The 21,350-nt window shown below is 30.4% G+C and carries 14 protein-coding genes; 13 read left to right on the top strand and 1 reads right to left on the bottom strand.

The window, feature by feature from the left end:
* Positions 1-92: 92 nt before the first annotated feature.
* Positions 93-1,514: a glycoside hydrolase family 55 protein gene (locus tag KGF48_RS06525; protein ID WP_227839628.1), complete on the top strand. Its 1,422-nt coding sequence runs from the start codon at positions 93-95 to the stop codon at positions 1,512-1,514.
* 182 nt (positions 1,515-1,696) lie between these two features.
* On the opposite strand, the gene KGF48_RS06520 is transcribed toward KGF48_RS06525, so the two are convergent.
* Entirely contained in the window at positions 1,697-2,182 is a 486-nt protein-coding gene (locus tag KGF48_RS06520) for a hypothetical protein (protein ID WP_227839629.1), read from the bottom strand.
* Positions 2,183-3,070: 888 nt separating this feature from the next.
* Here KGF48_RS06520 and KGF48_RS06515 point away from each other — a divergent pair.
* From KGF48_RS06515 to KGF48_RS06460, 12 genes are all read left to right on the top strand, one after another.
* Positions 3,071-3,448, top strand: a complete 378-nt coding sequence (locus tag KGF48_RS06515) for a RidA family protein (RefSeq protein WP_227433761.1) — start codon at positions 3,071-3,073, stop codon at positions 3,446-3,448.
* A gap of 366 nt (positions 3,449-3,814) precedes the next feature.
* Positions 3,815-5,623: a sigma 54-interacting transcriptional regulator gene (locus KGF48_RS06510; RefSeq protein WP_227828380.1), complete on the top strand. Its 1,809-nt coding sequence runs from the start codon at positions 3,815-3,817 to the stop codon at positions 5,621-5,623.
* 316 nt (positions 5,624-5,939) lie between these two features.
* Positions 5,940-7,154, top strand: coding sequence for a diaminopropionate ammonia-lyase (gene dpaL / locus KGF48_RS06505; RefSeq protein WP_227839630.1), 1,215 nt, complete (start codon positions 5,940-5,942; stop codon positions 7,152-7,154).
* 115 nt (positions 7,155-7,269) lie between these two features.
* Positions 7,270-8,457, top strand: a complete 1,188-nt coding sequence (locus tag KGF48_RS06500; protein ID WP_227839631.1) for a YgeY family selenium metabolism-linked hydrolase — start codon at positions 7,270-7,272, stop codon at positions 8,455-8,457.
* Positions 8,458-8,472: 15 nt separating this feature from the next.
* Entirely contained in the window at positions 8,473-10,056 is a 1,584-nt protein-coding gene (locus KGF48_RS06495; RefSeq protein WP_227828383.1) for an N-acyl-D-amino-acid deacylase family protein, read from the top strand.
* Positions 10,057-10,083: 27 nt separating this feature from the next.
* Positions 10,084-11,412: a putative aminohydrolase SsnA gene (gene ssnA / locus KGF48_RS06490; RefSeq protein ID WP_227839632.1), complete on the top strand. Its 1,329-nt coding sequence runs from the start codon at positions 10,084-10,086 to the stop codon at positions 11,410-11,412.
* Positions 11,413-11,555: 143 nt separating this feature from the next.
* The gene (locus KGF48_RS06485; protein ID WP_227828385.1) at positions 11,556-12,908 is read left to right on the top strand and encodes a nucleobase:cation symporter-2 family protein; all 1,353 of its coding nucleotides are present in this window, start codon (positions 11,556-11,558) and stop codon (positions 12,906-12,908) included.
* Between the two features lie 87 nt (positions 12,909-12,995).
* Positions 12,996-14,105, top strand: coding sequence for a 4Fe-4S binding protein (locus KGF48_RS06480; RefSeq protein WP_227433768.1), 1,110 nt, complete (start codon positions 12,996-12,998; stop codon positions 14,103-14,105).
* Positions 14,106-14,385: 280 nt separating this feature from the next.
* Complete coding sequence (gene hydA / locus KGF48_RS06475) at positions 14,386-15,777, top strand: dihydropyrimidinase (protein ID WP_227828386.1); 1,392 nt, start codon at positions 14,386-14,388, stop codon at positions 15,775-15,777.
* Positions 15,771-18,332, top strand: a complete 2,562-nt coding sequence (xdh, locus tag KGF48_RS06470; protein WP_227867842.1) for a selenium-dependent xanthine dehydrogenase — start codon at positions 15,771-15,773, stop codon at positions 18,330-18,332. The genes hydA and xdh overlap by 7 nt, the downstream gene beginning before the upstream one ends.
* A 151-nt stretch (positions 18,333-18,483) precedes the next feature.
* Positions 18,484-19,830, top strand: coding sequence for an RNA polymerase factor sigma-54 (rpoN, locus tag KGF48_RS06465; RefSeq protein ID WP_227867841.1), 1,347 nt, complete (start codon positions 18,484-18,486; stop codon positions 19,828-19,830).
* Positions 19,831-20,310: 480 nt separating this feature from the next.
* A complete protein-coding gene (locus tag KGF48_RS06460) occupies positions 20,311-21,333 on the top strand; it encodes a sugar-binding domain-containing protein (protein ID WP_227839634.1) in 1,023 nt (340 codons plus the stop codon).
* Positions 21,334-21,350 lie beyond the last annotated feature (17 nt).

Genomic DNA, 21,350 nt, shown 5'->3' with positions numbered 1-21,350 from the left:
TATAGTCAAACTGGTAACTATAAAAATTCGTTTAATACTAAAAGTAAATAATATTTTAATATTAAGTAAAAAAGAAAGGAATAGATAATATTATGGAAGAAATTAAAAAGAAAAAATGGATTAACGTATTAGAAAGCGAGCCTGATATTAAAAACGATGGTTCAGAAGATGTGGGACCTTTTATACAGAAGATTATTAATAAAGTAGGATTTAAGTCTTGTGTTTTATATTTCCCAAAAGGTAAATACTTATTTAAAACGGGTATTACAATTGATAAAGAAGTAACCTTGCATGGAGATTCTGATTCATCAACATCTGCTACACAATTTATAACTCATGGAGTTCCTAATATGAGTATTATTACATTGACAGGAAGAAAACAATGTATTAAAAATATAAGTTTTTATTCTGACAGTTGTAAGATAATTGTTCGTGATGAACCACCAACAAAAGGGAATCCACATTATCATTATGAAATGGTTCTTAATAAAAATGAGAATAATAAAGAAATGGAGAAGGTATCAGCTATTACATGTACTACTGATGCTAAAGGCCTGGGTCATTATGAAAATCTTTATATAACTGGTTTCTCAGGTACAGGAATTCAAATTCCTTACTATTCAATTGTAAATGACATTACAGTTTCATCTTGTGGATTAGGTATTGATACAGGAAATGATATAATTATTTCTAATAGTAGAATATCTGAATGTAAAAATGGTATGCAAATTAAGGTAGGAGCTAGTCTAAATAACATAAAAATCGAGAAAATACAAGAAGTAGGCCTTAGAAGTAAGGGCGGTGGAAGTTATAAAATTAATAATATTACTATTGATCAATGTGGACATTGTGGTTTTGCATTTGAAACAATGATTAATACTTCCATATCTGGGATTATAAGAAGATGTGGTCAATATTATTATAATACAGATTATGATACTTATTTAAAGATGGAAGATAGAAAAGAGGATGCATACTCCTTATTTTATGGATCACAGTTTTCAAATTGTTATGTTAATTTAGTTAGTGATAATAAAGATAATTGGGATGATGGACTGGAATATAAGCATAAAGTTTATGTATTTAAAACTACTTATATTGTAAAGTCTACATTGAAATGTGAAATAGATGCCTATGATTATATAATAAAAGCAAAAGAGGGAGGTGGAAATTTAAGATTACAAAACAACTCTAATGATTATGTATTTATTAACTCATCTGTTCCAGAAATTATTAATGGAGTTAACTTGAGAGACTATCATAAAAATATAAATTTATTAACATTAGATACAGGAAGATTGAGTTTTAAATCTGGCATTGACGATAAGAAAAAAGATATATTTAGAGCTCAACAAGGTATTATTGCTACATCACTAGATTCAGATATTTCTCAGATAGAATCTACATATGGAGGAAGTAAATGGGAAAAGCTTGGTTCTGAAGTTATAGGAAAAGAAACTGTGTATTATTATAAAATCCCTATACCTCCTACAACCACTCAGCCAGAAAAATAATAACTAAATAATGTAAAAAAATAAATCCTTATAATAGGATTTATTTTTTTATAAATACAGCTGAATATAATAATACAAAAAACTAATAAAGAAGTTTAAGATACTATATTTAGATTATTGTAGAATTGACATAATATTTAACATAGATGATAAAAGTAGTTGTTTTAGTAGCTAGTAGTGTATTAAACAGATTCCTGCATAATGCCATTTTCTTTAATAATTAACTTTTTTAAATTTTTCCAATCAGTTTCTTCCATATTAGCAAAATAATGCCCACTTCCTACACAAGTCAAATAAGACTTACCATCTAATTCAAATGAAGAGCCACCAATACACTTTGGATTACATTTTTTACAAGTACGAGTTTTTGTAATACTATCTTTAATAGTTTTAGAACATTCTTCTACAGTATCTCTATATGTATCTAGATTATAAAGGTTTGCTTTAACTCTCCACTTTTTATCATTACATTCAATGGTAAATAGACTACGTTTTGGTTTTTTAGTTGAATATAGTATACGGTAAGAACGGGCTCCTGTTCGTGGTTCAATCTTGCAATCTAGTGATTGACCAAGTTCATGCAAATCATAAGCAATACTATAATCTTTCCCACTTAGTACTTTTAGCATTTCTTCTGTTGTTTCTGCTGTTAATGGACTTTTGTTCATAATTAAAACCCCCCTATATAAGTAATAAATTTGGATATAAATAACAATTTTATATACAAGTAAAAACTAATAATAGTATAGTCAATCAATTTATCAAAATCAATAGAATGGCTACAATCTTACTTTATTGGGCATGAAATGAGAGACATTGCTTTGTAGAGAAAAATACTTAATAGTATGAAAATTCACTTAAGCATGATACAATTCTATAAAAGATTCAAAAAATACGAAAGGAGAAAGTTGTTGGAATACTTAATTTTATATTTTGTTTATATTTTATAAAATAAACGTATATCTTATAAAATAAATGGTGCTATCAAAAAATAGTTTTGTAGGTTTTCAGCAACAGTAATGGTATATTGATAATTTTTTGGTTACTATTATACTTGGCTATTATATTTTCAATAGGTTCGATGATAACAAAAGTAAATAAGATTTGGATTAAAGTGTTGCTATTTGTAGCAGTAGGATTGTCAACCATAGTTCTTTCATACATTATAGGTTGATAACTTAAAATCTTAGAAGGATTCAAAATTTGAAAATTCTCAAAACAAGAATTCTCAAGTTGGTAAAATTCCAGATATGAGAAAAAAATTTGCATTATAAAAAATCAATTTCTAATTTTTTTTATAAGACTATTAGGATATAGCTATAAAAATATTGAAATACAGCTATTTTAAACATATATAGAAAGTTTTATAAATAAAAGGAAATTGGCATGCTAATTGCTTTAATAAATATTAACATGAACACAAATAAATATAATAATCTGAGTATTGATTATTTGAAACTTTGGATTTGATTACTTGTCTAAAGGTTCATATTAATATTGGTGTTTAGGAAATTTTATTTTCCTGTAAATATAACTTAATAATAGGAGGTGAAATCATGTCAAAAGTAGTAATAGCTACAGAGAAAGCTCCAGGAGCAATTGGACCATATTCTCAAGCGATACAAGTTGGAAATATAGTTTCTACATCAGGTCAACTTCCAATAGACATGAAGACAGGCGAGTTAGTATCTGACCCAAAAGAAGCAACAAAAGCTTCTTTAGACAATGTAAAAGCAATACTAGAACAAGCTGGTACAACTATGGATAAAGTATTTAAAACTACAGTTTTCGTAAAAGATTTAAAGGATTTTAATGATATTAACGAAGTGTATGCTACATATTTTAAAGAAAATCCACCAGCAAGATCATGTGTACAAGTTGCTCAATTACCAAAAGATGCAGTTTTAGAAATTGAAGCAATGGCAGTATTATAATAAAACCAATGACAAAACTAATGAAAATTAAAAACTAATAAAAAAAGTCTACAATTAAAAAGTTTATATTAAAAAAGTCTATATAAAAATCTATCTAAATATTTAACTATTGAGCTTTTCTTATATAACATATATTTTTGTGCCAAAAATATATTTGTTATAGGAGGAAAGCTTTTTTGTATTTTATTATTTGTGTATTATAATTAAAGTAATCCTAATATAAAACAATCTTTTTATAATTATTATTATGTATTTCAATGTAAATATATAAATAAGTAATGTTTTATATATATTTTAAAAATTAACTATATGTTAAAATATAGTTAAACTGATAATTTGGTAAATTAAATTCTAATGGGGGAAACTATGGTAAGTAAATTAAAGGAATTTCAACAGGAAATGATAAAATACACTGAAACAGTAGCTAGTGTGTTAGATGTAGATATTGAAATAGTTGATGATAGATTAATAAGAATTAGTGGCACAGGTCTGTATAAATCAAAAATAAATGAAAGCGTTGTTACTGAAGGTTTTCTTTATGATAAAGTTATACAGACAGGTCAGGAATTAGTCGTATTAGATATATGTGATAATCAGCTTTGTATAGAATGTTCCCATTACATGAAATGCCTAAATAAAGTAATAATAGCAGTCCCAATAAAATATAATAATCGTACTATAGGGGTAATTGGTGCTATTAGTACAGATAAAACCAAAAAAGTAGAAATAAGTGCAAAAATAGATAATTATTTGAAGTTTGTCAATCATATATGCGATTTAATTTCTATGAAGATAGAAGAACATGAAGTGTCAAAAAGTAGCAGTAGAAAAATGAATATGATGATAGAAATAATTGAAAATGTTGAAAAAGGTGTCATTATATTAGATATAAATAGCAAAATATCTTATATAAACAATATTGCTTTGAAAAAATTAGATATTGGAAAAGATATAATAGAAAATACAGTAAAAATAATATCTGTTGAATCTTCTTCAAATGGGCATGAATTACTAGAAATTGATATTGATAACAAAATTTATAATATAAATGCCAAAATAATTCCTGTATATCCATATATAAATCAATATGACAAGATAATCATATTTGATAAGACATATATAAACCATAAAGGACATGGAAAAGTCAACAGTGGATGGGGAAATAGTGATATAGAGTCTATAATTGGTAACTCAGAATCAATGGTGAAAGTTAAAGAGAGAACTAAGAAATTAGCAAAGTCAAATTCAACAGTTCTTATAACTGGTGAAAGTGGTACAGGTAAAGAGTTAATTGCTAGAGCTATACATGCTGAAGGAAGTAGATGGAATAAGCCATTTATTGCTATAAACTGTGCTGCTATTCCAGAAAACCTTCTTGAAAGTGAGTTATTTGGCTATATAAAAGGTGCATTTAGTGGAGCTAGTAGTGGAGGTAAGGTTGGTAAGTTTGAACTTGCAAATGAAGGGGTCATATTCCTTGATGAAATGGGGGACTTATCTATGCCTTTACAAGCGAAGTTACTTAGAGTTTTGCAGGAAAGAAAATTTGCAAGGATTGGTTCAAATAAACTTATAGATTTAGATATAAGAGTAATTGCTGCAACAAATAAAAATTTACTTAAGTTAGTGAATGAAGGCAAGTTTAGAGATGATTTGTACTATAGGTTAAATGTAATTCCTATAAATTTACCACCTCTTAGGGAAAGAAAAGATGATATTGAAGCTATAATGATGAAATTTGTTTCCAAGTATTCTTTAGAATTAGATATAAAATTGAATCAAATAGAAAAAAATGTGATGAATATGTTGATTAATTATAATTGGCCGGGAAATATAAGAGAATTAGAAAACGCAGTTGAATATATGATGAATTTAGTTGGAGAAGATGGAATAATCTATAAAGATATGCTTCCATTAGATATTTTGAACTATTATAATATTAAAGGAAATAGTTTTAAGAGTAATAATGAGGTAATAAAGTTTGAAGATGATATAGTTGATGGAATAGTAGAAAACCAAGAAAAAATACTTTCAATTAAAGAATTGGAGTTAACTTACATACATAAGTTGTTAAATAAATATGGAAGAGATACAAAGACAAAAAAGAAAATAGCAAAAGATTTAGGGATAGGTTTAGCTACATTATATAGAAAGCTAGAAGAGGAACAACAATAAATTAGACATAAAAAATAGTTTTAAATGTATTGTAATGTGATTTGTAGGTAAATAAAAATAAAGAAACGGTTTCTCGAAATGATAATTCTCGTATTGATAAAAATTTCCCAATATGAGAATTTTTTCTTTTATAAATCTTATTTTTCACACTCAGATTTTACAGAATTTAAATAAATTTGAAAAAAGTATGTAATTCCAACATAAAAAAATTGTTTTTAGAATAAATAATATTGGCACAGTAATTGCTTTGTATAAAGACACAAAGATAAAAAATTAATAATGACATCGAAAAATTTGAAAGGGGAATATAAAATAAATGAGAGAAATAAAATGGAAATTAAATAACTTACCTAAAGCAGAGGAAAAAGAAAAAGGAATTGAATTTTTAAAGGATGAAGAAATTGCAAAAGCTAAAGCATTTCATGAGAGTTTTCCACAATACGAAAAAACTCCTTTAGTTAAATTAGATAACTTAGCAAAATTATTAGGGGTTAGCGGAATATATGTAAAAGATGAATCTTACAGATTTGGATTAAATGCATTTAAAGTTTTGGGTGGTTCTTACTCTATGGGTAGATACTTAGCTCAAAGATTAAATAAAGATATATCAGAGTTAGGATATGAAAAATTAATTTCAAAAGAAATAAAAGACCAATTAGGAGAAATAACTTTCTTTACAGCTACAGATGGAAATCATGGTAGAGGAGTTGCTTGGACAGCTAATAAATTAGGTCAAAAATCTGTTGTATTAATGCCAAAAGGTTCTTCTGAATTTAGATTAAATAAAATCAAAGGAGAAGGTGCAGATGCTAGTATAACAGACTTAAACTATGATGATGCTGTAAGATTAGCTAATGAATATGCAGAAGCTGATGACCATGGAGTAATGGTTCAAGATACAGCATGGGACGGATATGAAGAGATACCAGCATGGATAATGCAAGGATATGGAACTATGGCTAAAGAAGCTATAGAACAATTAAAAGAATATGGAGTAGATAGACCAACGCATGTATTTGTGCAAGCAGGAGTTGGTTCGCTTGCTGGTGCAGTTCAAGGATATGTTGCTTCAATATATGATGAATGCCCAATAACAGTAGTAGTAGAAGCTGATGAGGCAGATTGTTACTATAAATCAGCAGAAGCAGGAGATGGAAAACCAAGATTTGTAGGTGGAGATATGCCAACTATAATGGCAGGTCTTGCTTGTGGAGAACCAAATACTATAGGATTTGAAGTATTAAAAAATTATTCATCAGCATTTGTTTCAGCACCAGACTGGGTTTCTGCTAAAGGTATGAGAGTTTTAGGAAATCCTCTAAGAGGAGATGAAAAAGTAATCTCTGGAGAATCTGGAGCAGTTACAACTGGAGCATTAGTTTCAATACTTGAAAGTGAAGATTTAAAAGATTTAAGAGAAGCTTTAAAACTAGATGAAAACTCTAAAGTGTTATTAATAAGTACAGAAGGAGATACTGACCCAAACAAATATAAAGATATAGTTTGGAATGGAGAATGCCAAAGCAAATAGAGTGTTCAAGATAAATAAAAGTAAAGTGCTAACAAATCAAATAAGTTAAATATTATAAATGAAAAATCAAAATGCCAATAAATAAAAATTAAGAATTATATGGGGGAATATCAAAATGTTAAATGAAATAAGAAAAAAACAATTAACTGAAGTTTGCCAAGATTTAATAAGAAATGCTAGTTATTCAGGTCAAGAAGAAAATGTAGTAAAGGCAATTGAAGAAAATTTTGCTTTATTAGGTTTTGACAGCTGGTCAAGAGATAGATATGGAAATATAGTAGGATGTATAAAAGGAAATAAACCAGGTAAAAAAATATTATTTGATGGTCATATAGATACAGTTCCAGTTCCAGATGCGAGTAAATGGAGTGTTCCTCCTTTTGAAGCAAGAATAGTAGATGGTAAAATATACGGTAGAGGAACTTCTGATATGAAGGGTCAAGTAAGTGCTATGATGGCGGCTGTTTCATACTTTGCAGAAGATACTAATAAAGACTTCGAAGGTGAACTATATGTAGCAGGAGTTGTTCATGAAGAAATATTTGAAGGAGTTTCAGCTAGAGAAATAAGTAAAGCTGTTAAACCTGATTATGTTGTAATAGGAGAGTCTTCAGAATTAAACTTAAAGATTGGTCAAAGAGGTAGAGGAGAAATAGTTGTAGAAACTTTTGGTAAACCAGCTCACTCTGCTAATCCTGAAAAAGGTATAAATGCAGTTTATAAAATGGCTAATGTAATTCAAAGAATACAACAATTAGTACCTCCAACTCATCCAGTGTTAGGTGATGGAATACTAGTTTTAACAGATATAAAATCTTCTCCATACCCAGGAGCATCAGTAGTGCCAGATTATTGTAAAGCAACTTTTGATAGAAGATTATTGGTTGGAGAAACAAAAGAAGGAGTATTAGCTCCAATACAAGCATTATTAGATGAAATGATGAAAGAAGACTCAGAGCTAAATGCAAAAGTTTCTTATGCATCTGAAAAAGCTGACTGTTATACAGGAAATACTATAGAAAGTGAAAGATTCTTCCCAGGTTGGTTATATGATGAAGATGATGAATTTGTTCAAGCAGCATACAAAGGATTAAAAGAAGCTGGAATAGATTCAGAAATAACTCAATACTCATTCTGTACAAATGGAAGCCATTATGCAGGTGAGGCTGGAATAAGAACTATAGGATTTGGTCCTTCTAGAGAAAATCTTGCTCATACAATAGATGAACATATAGAATTAGACCAATTATTCAAAGGTGCAGAAGGATATTATGGTATATTAAAATCAGTTTATAAAAAATAATTAGGAGATGGTTTTGTGAGAACTTTAATAAAACATGGGCTTATAGTAGATGGCAATAAAACACCAGCATATGAAGGGGATATTTTAATAGAAAACGAAAAAATATTAAAAATATCACAGGATTTAAACGAAGAAGCTGACAAAGTTATAGATGCAAAAGGTAGAGTTATATGTCCAGGTTTCATAGATACTCATAGCCATTCAGACCTAGTGATTTTAGTTAATCCATATAATGAGGTAAAGATTAGACAGGGAATCACAACAGAAGTGTTGGGCCAAGATGGAATATCTATGGCCCCTCTACCTCAAGAGCATATATCTTCTTGGAGAAAAAATTTAGCAGGCCTAGATGGTGAAAGTGATGAAATTGATTGGAAATATGAAACAACAGAAAATTATTTGAAAATGATGGACGAAAATGGGGTAGGATTAAATGAAACTTATTTAGTACCTCATGGAAACGTAAGAATGGAAGCAATGGGACTTGAAGATAGACCTGCCACTAAAGAGGAAATTCAAAAGATGTGTGAAATCACAGAAAGAGAATTAAAGGCAGGAGCTATAGGATTGTCAACTGGACTTATATATATACCTTGTGCGTATTCATTGACAGAAGAAATTATAGAGATGTGTAAAGTAGTAGCAAAATACGATGGAGTATTTGTAGTTCATCAAAGAAGTGAAGCAGATACGATTTTAACATCAATGGAAGAAATTATAGAAATTGGAAAACAATCAGGAGTAAAAGTTCACTTCTCACACTTCAAGGTTTGTGGTAAATCAAATTGGAAGTATATACCTCAAGTTATAGAACTTTTAGAAAAAGCAGAAAAAGAAGGTATAAGAGTATCATTTGACCAATATCCTTATGCAGCTGGAAGTACAATGCTTGGAGTAGTTTTACCTCCATGGGCACATTCAGGAGGAACTGATAAATTAATAGAAAGATTAAGTGATGAAAACGAAAGAGCGAAAATGAAAAAAGATATAGCAAATGGAATCGAAGGTTGGGATAACTTTATAGAATTTGCTGGAATAGACCAAATCTTTGTAACAAGTGTAAAGACAGAAAAAAATCAAGATACAATTGGTAAAAGCCTACTAGAAATTGGAAAGATGAGAGGCAAAGACCCATTAGATGCAACGTTTGATTTATTGAAAGAAGAAGAAAATGCAGTTGGAATGGTAGATTTCTATGGATTAGAAGAACATATAATAGGTTTTATGAAAAGAGACGAACAAAATGTATGTACAGATGGTCTTTTAGCAGGTAAGCCACATCCAAGAGCATATGGTTCTTTCCCTAAAATACTAGGAAGATATGTTAGAGAATTAAATGTACTAACAGTTGAAGAAGCTGTTTACAAAATGACTAAAAAAGCAGCAGTAAGCTTTAGTATAAAAGATAGAGGGGAACTAAAAGAAGGATATTTTGCAGACATAGTTATATTTGACAAGGATACAGTTAGTGGATGTGATGATTTTATCAATTCTATGCAATATCCTACAGGTATAGATTATGTAATTATAAATGGAAATTGTGTTGTTGAAGAAGGAAAATACAATAAAATTAAAGCAGGAAAAGTACTTAAAAATTAAATCTTAGCTTTAAGGAGGAATAAATTTATGATTTTAGTGGGGAATGGGAGGCTAATAAGCCAAGATTCTTTAAATCCCTATATGGAAGATGGATGTGTTGTAATAAATGACAATCTGATTGAAGATATAGGTACTACTGAGGAAATGAAAGCGAAATATCCAGTACATGAATTTATAGATGCAGGCAAGAAGATAATCATGCCTGGTCTAATAAATTCACATATGCATATATACAGTTCATTTGCTAGAGGTATGGCAGTTCCAGGTAAACCATCTGAAAATTTTTTAGAAATATTAAACAATTTATGGTGGAGACTTGATAAACAACTTACACTAGAAGATACAAAATACAGTGCATATGCAACTTATATAGAATGTATAAAAAATGGTGTCACAACAGTTTATGACCATCATGCAAGTCCAAATGCAATTGAAGGTAGTTTATTTACAATATCAGATGTTGCAAAAGATTTGGGAATAAGAACCTGTCTTTGTTATGAGGTATCTGATAGAGATGGTGGAGATACAATACAACAAGGTATCGATGAAAATGTAAACTTCATAAAATATGCTCAAAAAGATGATACAGACATGATAAAGGGAATGTTTGGTCTTCATGCTGCATTTACATTGTCTGATGATACATTAAATAAGTGTGCTTCAGAAATGGCTGGTCTTGATACAGGTTATCATGTACATGTTGCTGAAGGATTAGCAGACTTACAATACAATGTAGATAAATATGGAAAAAGAGTTTTAGAAAGATTTAATGATTTTGGTGTGCTAAAAGAAAAAACTATAGCAGTTCATTGTATATATATAAGCACAGATGAAATCAATCTTTTAAATAAAACAAATACATTTGTAGTTCATAATCCAGAATCTAATATGGGAAATGCAGTTGGATGTTCTCCTGCAATAGAATTACTAAAAAGAGATGTTACAGTAGGTCTAGGAACTGATGGATACACTAGTGATATGTTTGAATCGTTAAAAGTTGCTAATATAATTCATAAACACCACTTGAGTGACCCAAGAGTTGGATTTGGAGAATCACAAACAATGTTATTTGATAACAATAAAAAAATAGCAAAAGCTTATTATAAAAATGACCTAGGCATACTTAAAAAAGGAGCTTATGCAGATGTTATAGTAGTTGATTATATACCACATACTCCATTGACAGAAAACACAATAGGGGGACACATCATATTTGGAATGAGTGGAAGAAGCGTGGACACAACTATTATAAATGGAAAAGTACTTATGAAAGACAGAAAATTAGTAAACATTGATGAAGAAAGTATTCTAGCTAAGAGTAGAGAACTAAGTCAAAATCTATGGAGTAGAATCTAAATAATTGATATTAACATACAAGTAAGAAACAAGAATTTAACTGTTAAAAATAGAGCTTAGACAAAAGTAGAATTTAAATGAAGTATATAGATAAAAAATATATGGAATAGAATATTAAACTAAATATAGAAGGGAGACCCAACATGTCTCAAAATGAAAGCCCTAAAATAGCTCCAGTAGATGAAAGGTTACCTGTATCCAAATCTTGGGTATTTTCACTACAGCACGTTTTAGCAATGTGTGCAGGAGCGGTAGCAGTTCCTATGATGATAGGAAGTGCTGCACGACTAGATCATGCTAGTATTGTTTTTTTAATAAATGCTTGCTTGTTTATGGCAGGTATAGGAACACTCATACAAAGTGTTGGTATAGGAAATATTGTAGGCGCTAAAATACCAGTAATCGAAGGAACTAGTTTTGCCGCTGTGGCAGGTATGACAGCAATAGCCTCATCATATAGTGATTCTCAAGTTGCAATACAGACAGTATTTGGCTCTGTAATAGTAGCTGGACTGTTTTGTATATTACTTGCTCCAGTATTTGAAAAACTGATAAGATTTTTCCCTAGTGTAGTTACTGGAACAGTTGTTATGGTAATAGGTATTTCACTATTCCCAGTTGGGATAAAGTGGATAACTGACAACAAATTGGAAGCGGTTGAACCAAACTCATTAGCATTAGCTTTAGCAGTATTGGCAATAACTTTACTTTCATTTAAATTCTTAAAAGGAATTTGGAATAGTACAGCGATATTGGTAGGTATAGTACTTGGTACATTACTTTCTATGGCAGTTGGAATGGCTGATTTTAGTGCAGTAAATGGTGTTGGATGGCTTAATCTAAATGTGCCTTTAAAATTTGGAATGCCTAGATTTGAACCATCTGCAATATTATCATTATGCTTAATTATGTTAGTACTTATGACAGAATCAGTTGGTAATATGATAGCTATTCACGAGATGGTAGACAAAGAGGTAACTGGTAAAAATATTAAAAGAGGTCTATTTGGAGATGGAATATCTACAGCTTTATCTGGGATATTCAATTCATTCCCAATAACTCCATTTGGTCAAAATACAGGAATTGTTGGGCTTACAGGTATAAAATCAAGATTTATTGCAGTTTATGCAGGGGTAATATTGCTAGTGCTTGGTTTCTTACCAAAGTTTGCAGCCATAATAGGAGCAATACCTAAGCCTGTTCTTGGAGGAGTAGGATTTGCAATGTTTGGAATGGTAATGGTTGGAGGAGTAAAAACTCTAAGTAAAGTAAAATTTGATGGAACTAAAAATGGAGTGATAGTAGCAGTTAGTGTTGGGTTATCTATGATACCACTGACAAATCCTGATTTCTATCATAATTTTCCAACTTGGGTGCAAACGATATTTCACAGTGGAATAACAACAGGAAGTTTATCAGCAGTACTTTTAAATATATTCTTCAATGAATTAGGTTCAAAAAAGGAAAAAACTCCTAAGACTGAAGAAGCAAAATAAGATGAAATAAACGAAAAGCAACATAGACAAAAGAGTATCTAAGCTAAATATTAAAAAAATATATTTAATTAAGGGAGAGATAATAATATGGCTAATTTAAAAGTTAATTTATATGGAATGGAATTCTTAAATCCAGTTATGACAGCGGCAGGTCCTGGAGCAAAAGATGGTGATCTCTGTCAAGAGGCAGCAAAAGGTGGAGCAGGAGCTATATGTACAAAAACTATATCTGTATTACCAGCAGATGTACCAAGACCATGTATGGCAAAAACTAACAGTGGTTTCTTAAACACAGAATTATGGTCAGAGCTTCCAAAAGAACAATGGATAGAAGAAGAATACAAAAAAGTAAAAGCAGCAGGTCTTCCAGTAATAGTAAGTATGGGATATTCAGCAGAACAAATAGCTGAGGTTGCACCTTTAGTAAAACCTTATGCAGATGCAGTTGAATTATCTACTCATTATGTAGGTACAGACGTTGCTCCAATAGTAAATGCTTTAAAAGCTGCAAAAGCTGTTTTAGATGTACCAGTATTTATGAAAATGAGTCCTCATACTGATATTCAAACTATTGCAAAAGCTGTTGAAGAAGCAGGAGCAGACGGACTTGTAATGATAAACTCATTTGGACCATGTATGGCAATAGATGTAAACACAGGATACCCTATAATGGGAAGTAAAGCTGGATATGGATGGCTATCAGGAGCTCCAATAAGACCACTTGCAATAAGATGTATATATGAAGCTTCTCAAGTTGTAAATATACCAATTATAGGTGTTGGTGGAATAACTTGTGGAAAAGATGTAGCTGAAATGATGATGGCAGGAGCAAGTGCTGTTCAAGTATGTACAGAAGCAATCCTTAAAGGGCCTTCTATATATGGAAAAATTGCTAAAGAATTAAATGATTTCTTAGATGAAAATGGATATGCTGATGTTAATGAAATCAAAGGATTAACTCATAAGAAAATGGCAGCTAGAGGGTTTAGAACTCATGCAGTAGCTCCAGTTGTAGATGATAATAAGTGTATCAAATGTAAACAATGTGTAACAAGCTGTGTATATGAAGCTCTAGAAGTTACAGATAAATTAAATATAGATGTGGATAAGTGCTTTGGTTGTGGATTATGTGTAACTAGATGTCCAAAAGGAGCTTTAAGCATTTGCTACAATCAAGTAGAAGCTGTTAATGAATAATAAATATATAGAATTTTAGTAATTAACTTAGAGTAATAGATATATTAGGATAATAAAATATATTAGATAAGCAAGTATTATATTTTAATAATACAACATGAAGTTAATAATTTTATTACGTTGATTTAACTAAACATTAGTTTAACTAAATATTAATTTAATTAGATATTGGTTTAATCTAAATATAGATTTATTGTGTATAAGTGCAATAGTCAAATTACTTTAAGTTAATTTCTTCAGATAAAATAAATTGATACGTTATAAGTAAGGTGGAGTCTATATGGGAATTGTTTTAAAAGGTGGGAAAGTAGTAACAAGTGAAAAAACTTACTGTGCAGATGTAAGAATAGAAAATGAGAAAATAGTTGATATAGGTGTTGATATATCAAAAGAAAATGATGAAATAGTTGATGTTAGTGATTCTTATGTTATACCAGGAGGTATAGATACACACACTCACTTTGACTTAGATACAGGAACTACTAAGACAGCAGATAACTTTGAAACAGGAACAAAAGCTGCAATAGCTGGAGGTACTACTACTATCTTAGATTTTGCTACACAATCGAGAGGTTGTTCTTTAAAAGAAGGATTAGATGAATGGCATGAAAAAGCTAGAGATAAATCTTATTCAGACTATGGTTTTCACATGGCTATAACAGATTGGAATGCTTCAATTTGTAATGAAATGGAAGATATGGTGAAAGAAGGAGTGTCTTCATTTAAATTGTATATGGCATATAAAGGGAGCCTTCAAGTTGATGATGGTGTTATCTTTGAAGCTTTGAGAAAAGCAGAAGAAGTAGGAGGAATTATTGGATTCCATTGTGAAAATGGGGATATAATATGTGAACTTGTGGATAAAGCAAAAGAAGAAAATAACTTATCTCCAAAATATCATCAATTAACTAGACCAGCTATATTAGAAGCAGAAGCTACTTCAAGACTTATGAAGATAGCAGAAGTTGCAAATTCTAAGGTGTATGTTGTTCACCTAAGTTGTAAAGAATCTTTGGAAGAAGTTCTAAAGGCTAAGCAAAGAGGAGTAGATGTGATAGTTGAAACTTGTCCTCAATACCTTCTATTAAGTGATGAATTATACGATTTAGATGGATTTGAAAGTGCTAAATATGTAATGTCACCACCTTTAAGAGATAAAGAAAATAATGAAATTTTATGGAATGCTATTTTAAATAATCAAATAGATACTATAGGTACAGACCACTGTTCTTTTAATTATAAGGGGCAAAAGGAGCTTGGAATAAACGATTTTAGTAAAATTCCTAATGGTTCTCCAGGTGTGGAACATAGGATGAGTCTTTTATACACATATGGAGTCTGTAAAAATAAAATATCTATCAACAAGATGGTAGAGGTAACATCAACTAATGCCGCTAAATTGTTTGGAATGTATCCTGAAAAAGGCACTATAGAAATAGGTAGTGATGCAGATATATTAGTTTTAAATCCAAATAAAAAATCTAAAATAGAAGCAAAAAAACAATTACAAAATGTAGATTATACGCCTTATGAAGGTTATGAAGTAGATTGTCAAATAGAACATGTTTATTTAAGAGGAAAAGAAGTTGTTAGAGAGGGAGAATTAATTTGTAATACTCCAAGTGGGAGATATATAAAAAGGCGTCTAACAGAGGGGGCTAGAGAATGGTAGAATTTATATTAAACGGAGAGAAAGTTGTTGCAAAAGAAGGTAAAAAACTTTTAGACTTCCTTAGAGAAGATATGAATATAACTTCAGTTAAAAATGGCTGTTCAGAAGGTGCTTGCGGAACTTGTATGGTTATAATAGATGGTAAAGCAACCAAAGCATGTGTATTTAAAACTGATAAATTAGCTGGAAAAAATATAACAACTATAGAAGGATTATCAGAAAGAGAAAGAGATGTTTTTGCATATTCTTTTGCCAGCCAAGGAGCTGTTCAATGTGGATTTTGCATCCCAGGTATGGTAATTAGTTCAAAAGCACTTATAGACGTTAATAATAATCCTACTGAAGATGACATAAAAAAAGCTTTAAAAGGTAATATATGTAGATGTACAGGTTATGTAAAAATAATTAAAGCTGTGAGTTTGGCAGCAAAGATATTTAGAGAAGATATAGATGTGCCAAAAGTAAACTGCAAAGGTCTAGTTGGTGAAAGTCTTCACAGAGTTGATGCAGTAGGTAAAACACTTGGATACTCTGAATATGTAGATGATATGAGATTAGAAGGTATGATTTATGGTTCAGCAGTTAGAGCTAAATATCCAAGAGCGTTAGTTAAAAAGATAGATATAGAAGAAGCAAAAGCTTATCCAGGAGTTGTTACAGTTCTTACAGCTAAAGATATTCCAGGAACTATAAAAGTAGGTCACTTAAAGAAAGATTGGGATACATTAATCCCAGAAGGTGAAATAACTAGATATTTAGGAGATGGAATAGTTTTAGTAGCAGCAGAAACTAGAGAAGCATTAGAAGAAGCGAAAAAACTAGTTAAGATAGATTATGAAGAATTGACACCTTTAAGTACTACAGCAGAGGCTCTTAAAGAAGATGCTCCAAAGATACATGAAACAGGTAATGTACTTGTTAAGGAACACTTAGTAAGAGGAAATGCTGAAGAAAAAATAAGGAATTCAAAATATGTTGTAACTAAAAAATACACTACACCTGCAACAGAACATGCATTTTTAGAACCTGAATGTGCAGTAGCAGGTCCTTATGAAGAAGATGGAGTAATAATTTACTCAACAGACCAAGGAGTATTTGCTACTCAACATGAATGTGCAGATATGTTAGGATTACCACATGAAAAAGTAAGAGTGATAAATAAGATGGTAGGAGGCGGATTTGGTGGAAAAGAAGATATGAGTGTTCAACACCATGCAGCCTTACTTGCATACCACACAAAGAGATTTGTAAAAGTACAGCTTACAAGAAAAGAAAGTATTATTGTTCATCCAAAAAGACACGCTACAGAAATGGAATTTACAACAGCATGTGATGAAAATGGATATCTAACAGGTATGAAAGCAACTATAATATCTGATACAGGTGCTTATGCATCTCTTGGAGGGCCAGTATTACAAAGATTATGTACTCATGCAGCAGGACCATACAATTATCAGGATATTGATATAACTGGAACAGCAGTATATACTAATAATCCTCCTGGGGGAGCATTTAGAGGTTTTGGAGTTACACAAAGTTGTTTTGCTACAGAATGTAATCTAAATTTACTTGCTGAAATGGCTGGAATATCACCTTGGGAAATAAGATATAAAAATGCAATAAGACCTGGTCAAGTTTTACCAAATGGTCAATTTGCAGATGAAGGAACAGCAATGGCAGAAACATTAGAAGCTGTAAAAGAAGAGTATGAAAAACACCCACGTGCAGGTATAGCTTGTGCAATGAAAAATAGTGGTGTAGGGGTAGGTATACCTGATGTGGGAAGATGTAGATTGGTAATAAAAGATGGCAAAGTTCATATAAGAACAAGTGCTTCTTGTATAGGTCAAGGTCTTGGTACTGTTATGACTCAAGTGGTTTGTGAAACTGCTAATTTACTACCTGAAAACATAGTACATGAAGTTCCAGATACTCACTTGACACCAGACTCTGGTAATACTACAGCTTCAAGACAGACCGTGTTTACAGGGGAAGCTACTAAGGTTGCATCAATTAAGTTAAAAGAAGCTTTAGCAACTGGTAAAGTATTGTCTGATTTAGAGGGAGAAGAATTTTACGGAGAATATGCAAGTGTTACAGACAAAATGGGTTCTGATAAAGAAAATCCAGTAAGCCATGTAGCTTATGGATATGCAACACAAGTTGTAATGCTAGATGAAAATGGAAAATTAGAAAAAGTAGTAGCAGCACATGACGTAGGAAGAGCTATAAACCCAATCAGTTTAGAAGGGCAAATAGAAGGTGGAGTTGTTATGGGTCTTGGATATGCCTTAACAGAGGATTACCCAGTAGTTAACTCTGTACCTACAGCTAAATTTGGTACATTAGGCTTATTTAAATCTACAGATATACCAGAAATACAAGCTGTAATAGTTGAAAAAAACAAAGATTTATTGGCGTATGGAGCAAAAGGTGTAGGAGAGATTTGTACAGTTCCTACTGCACCAGCAGTGCAAAATGCTTATTATGTATTTGATAAAGAGTTTAGAACTGAACTACCACTTCAAAATACGCCATATAGTAAAAAAAAATAACAAAAAAATAAATATTAAATAAAAAAAATCAATTAAATTGTAAATAAAAAAAACCCTTTTGCATAAGGTATATTTTAAATGATAGAATATACATATACAGGAGGGTTTTTCTTTTATAAAATAAGTTTAATAAAATTGAGAGGTGAGCAAAATGAATTTTAATAATAGTCTAGAGTTAACTCAGTCTCAGAAGCTAATAATGACTACACAACTTAAGCAATCATTATCAATATTAAATATGAGTAAGTTAGAGTTAGAAGAAGAGATTAAAAGGGAAGCAGAGAATAACCCATTAGTCGAAGTTGAGAAAAGTGGGGAGATAAATTGGGAAGAATATATAAAAGATATGGAAAAATCAAGACGTTTAGATAGAACAGAAATAAGTTATAATCCCGACAATGAAGTTAATCTAGAAAATTTAGTTAAATATTCGTCAAATTTATATGAGGATTTGAAGTTTCAGATAAGCCTATATAAGCTAACAGATAAACAAATGGAAGTCTGTGAATATATAATTGATAGTTTAGATGAGGACGGATATTTGAGAACTGAGGAAAAAGTAATTGTTGATACTTTAAAGATAGATGAAGAATTTTTTGAAAAATGCTTGATTAGTGTTCAGCAATTGGAACCTAGTGGAGTAGGTGCAAGAAGTCTTTCGGAATGTCTGATGATTCAAATGGCAAGCTTAGGAATATATAATGAAATTTTAGAGGAAATCGTTACAAAAGACTTAAATTTAATTGCAAATAATAAATATAAAGAGATAAGCAAAAAATACAATATGTCACTACAAAAATGCGTTGAACTAATAAATATAATTAAGACATTAGACCCTAAGCCAGGAAGAACATGTTCAGTAGAAAAAAGTGTATATATCCAACCAGATGTAACAGTTGAAAAAATTGATGATGAATTTATTGTATATTTAAATGAAAAAGACTCCTATCAAATAAAAATAAACAGTTATTATAAAGACATACTAAAAAATTCACAGTCTGATGAAAGTGCAAAAGAATTTATAAAAGAAAGACTAAATTCAGCAACAGGGCTTATGAAAAATATAGAAAGTAGAAAGACTACAGTACTTAGAATTGCAGAAGAAATAGTAAAAGCACAAGATGAATTTTTGCGAAAAGGAACAAAATATATAAAGCCCTTAAAAATGAAAGACATAGCAGAAAAATTAGATTTTCATGAATCTACTATAAGTAGAGGTGTAAATGGGAAATATATGCTGACACCTTTTGGAGTATATGAATTTAGATACTTTTTCAGTAGTGCTATTGAAACAGAAAACCATGAAATGGCATCTAGTACAAGCATAAAAAAAATTATAAAGGAAACAATAAAAGACGAAAATAAAAAGAAACCTTTAAGTGATGACCATATATCTAAGCTATTAAAAGAAAAAGGAATCAATGTTGCAAGAAGAACAGTTGCCAAGTATCGTGAAGAATTAGGAATTTTGTCTTCAAGTAAGAGAAAAGAATATTAGTAAAAAGAGAAAAGAATATTAGTAAAATAAGGGGAAAAGGTTAATTACAAGACAAATGAGCATTATATAAATGAATTTAAGTATTGGAAAGAAAATTAAATATTAGGAAAAAATCAGGAATTATAACGATAACTAGAGTTAAAAAATACAAAGATAAATAAACTGTTATTGTTAATTTTGAGAGTATAAAAATAAAAACATAAAGTATAAAAACAAAGACATATAGAATCTAGCAGAGTAGAACATATAAGATTGAGTCAAAAATATTAGAATAAAAACCATAAAAATATTATATAAAAAAGAAAAAATACTGTACTTTGAAAATGGTGGAGAAATTGCTATAAAACAAAAAAATAAAAAAGTTTTTGAAAAACTATTGAAATCTATACGCAAATCCTATAAAATAAAATTATCTTGTGGGACTGAAATAAACACTAGGGACAAAAAAAGTCCCTAAAGGAAAGCAATAAGGAGTATGTTATGAAGAACTTATTAGAAATTCAAAAGAAACTAATTCCACAGGCAATTGAACTTATGGAAAGAAGATACTCTATTTTAAGACAAATATCTTTAAGTGAACCAATAGGTAGAAGAACTTTATCAAATGTATTAGAAATTAGTGAAAGAATAATCAGGTCAGAAACAGAGTTTTTAAAAGAACAAGGACTTATAGATGTTGCTGTATCTGGAATGACTATCACTAAAGAAGGTTCTGATTTGTTAGATAAACTTAAAGACATCATGAGTGACATCATGGGATTGTCTAATTTACAAGATAGGGTCAGAGAAAAGCTTGGAATAAAAAAGGTAATACTAGTTCCTGGAAGCTGTGATGAAAATGGAAGCTTACTAAAAGATGTAACTAGATATGGATGTGAGCATTTCTTAAGTATTTTAAAAGATGGAGATATCGTTTCAATAACAGGGGGAAGCACTATGTTGGAGTTTTCAAACGTTATTAAAACTGATAAAAGGTATCCAAATTCTACAATAGTGCCAGCTAGAGGAAGCATGGGAACTGATGTAGAGATGCAGTCTAATAGTATAGTTGCTTCAGTAAGTAAGAAATTACACTCTAATTGCAAACTTTTACATATACCAGATGAGCTGGACGAGAGTGCAATGAAAACTCTTAGCCAAGTGCCAGAGATTAAGACAACTTTGGAGTATATTAAAAGAACAGACATTTTAGTTTTCAGCATAGGTAGAGCAGATGTCATGGCAAAGAGAAGAAAACTTCCAGAAGATAAAGTTAATGAGATATTATCTAAAAATGCAGTTGGAGAAGCATTTGGATATTATTTCAACAAAGATGGAGAAATAGTTTACAAATTAAATACTGTTGGAATTGATTTAGAGACAGTTAAAGAAGTAAAGGAAACTATTGCAATCTTTGCAGGAACAGAAAAAGCAGAAGCCTTATTAGCCATATCAAATATGCATAAAAACATGGTTCTTGTAACAGATGAAGAAAGTGCTTATAAGATATTGTCATTATTATAAAAGTCAAGAACTAGCAC

The sequence above is a fragment of the Clostridioides sp. ZZV15-6388 genome (assembly GCF_020657755.1).
Lineage (GTDB): Bacteria > Bacillota > Clostridia > Peptostreptococcales > Peptostreptococcaceae > Clostridioides.
The sequence above is the reverse complement of the archived record's forward strand: the minus strand, read 5'-3'. Positions and strand labels throughout refer to the sequence as shown.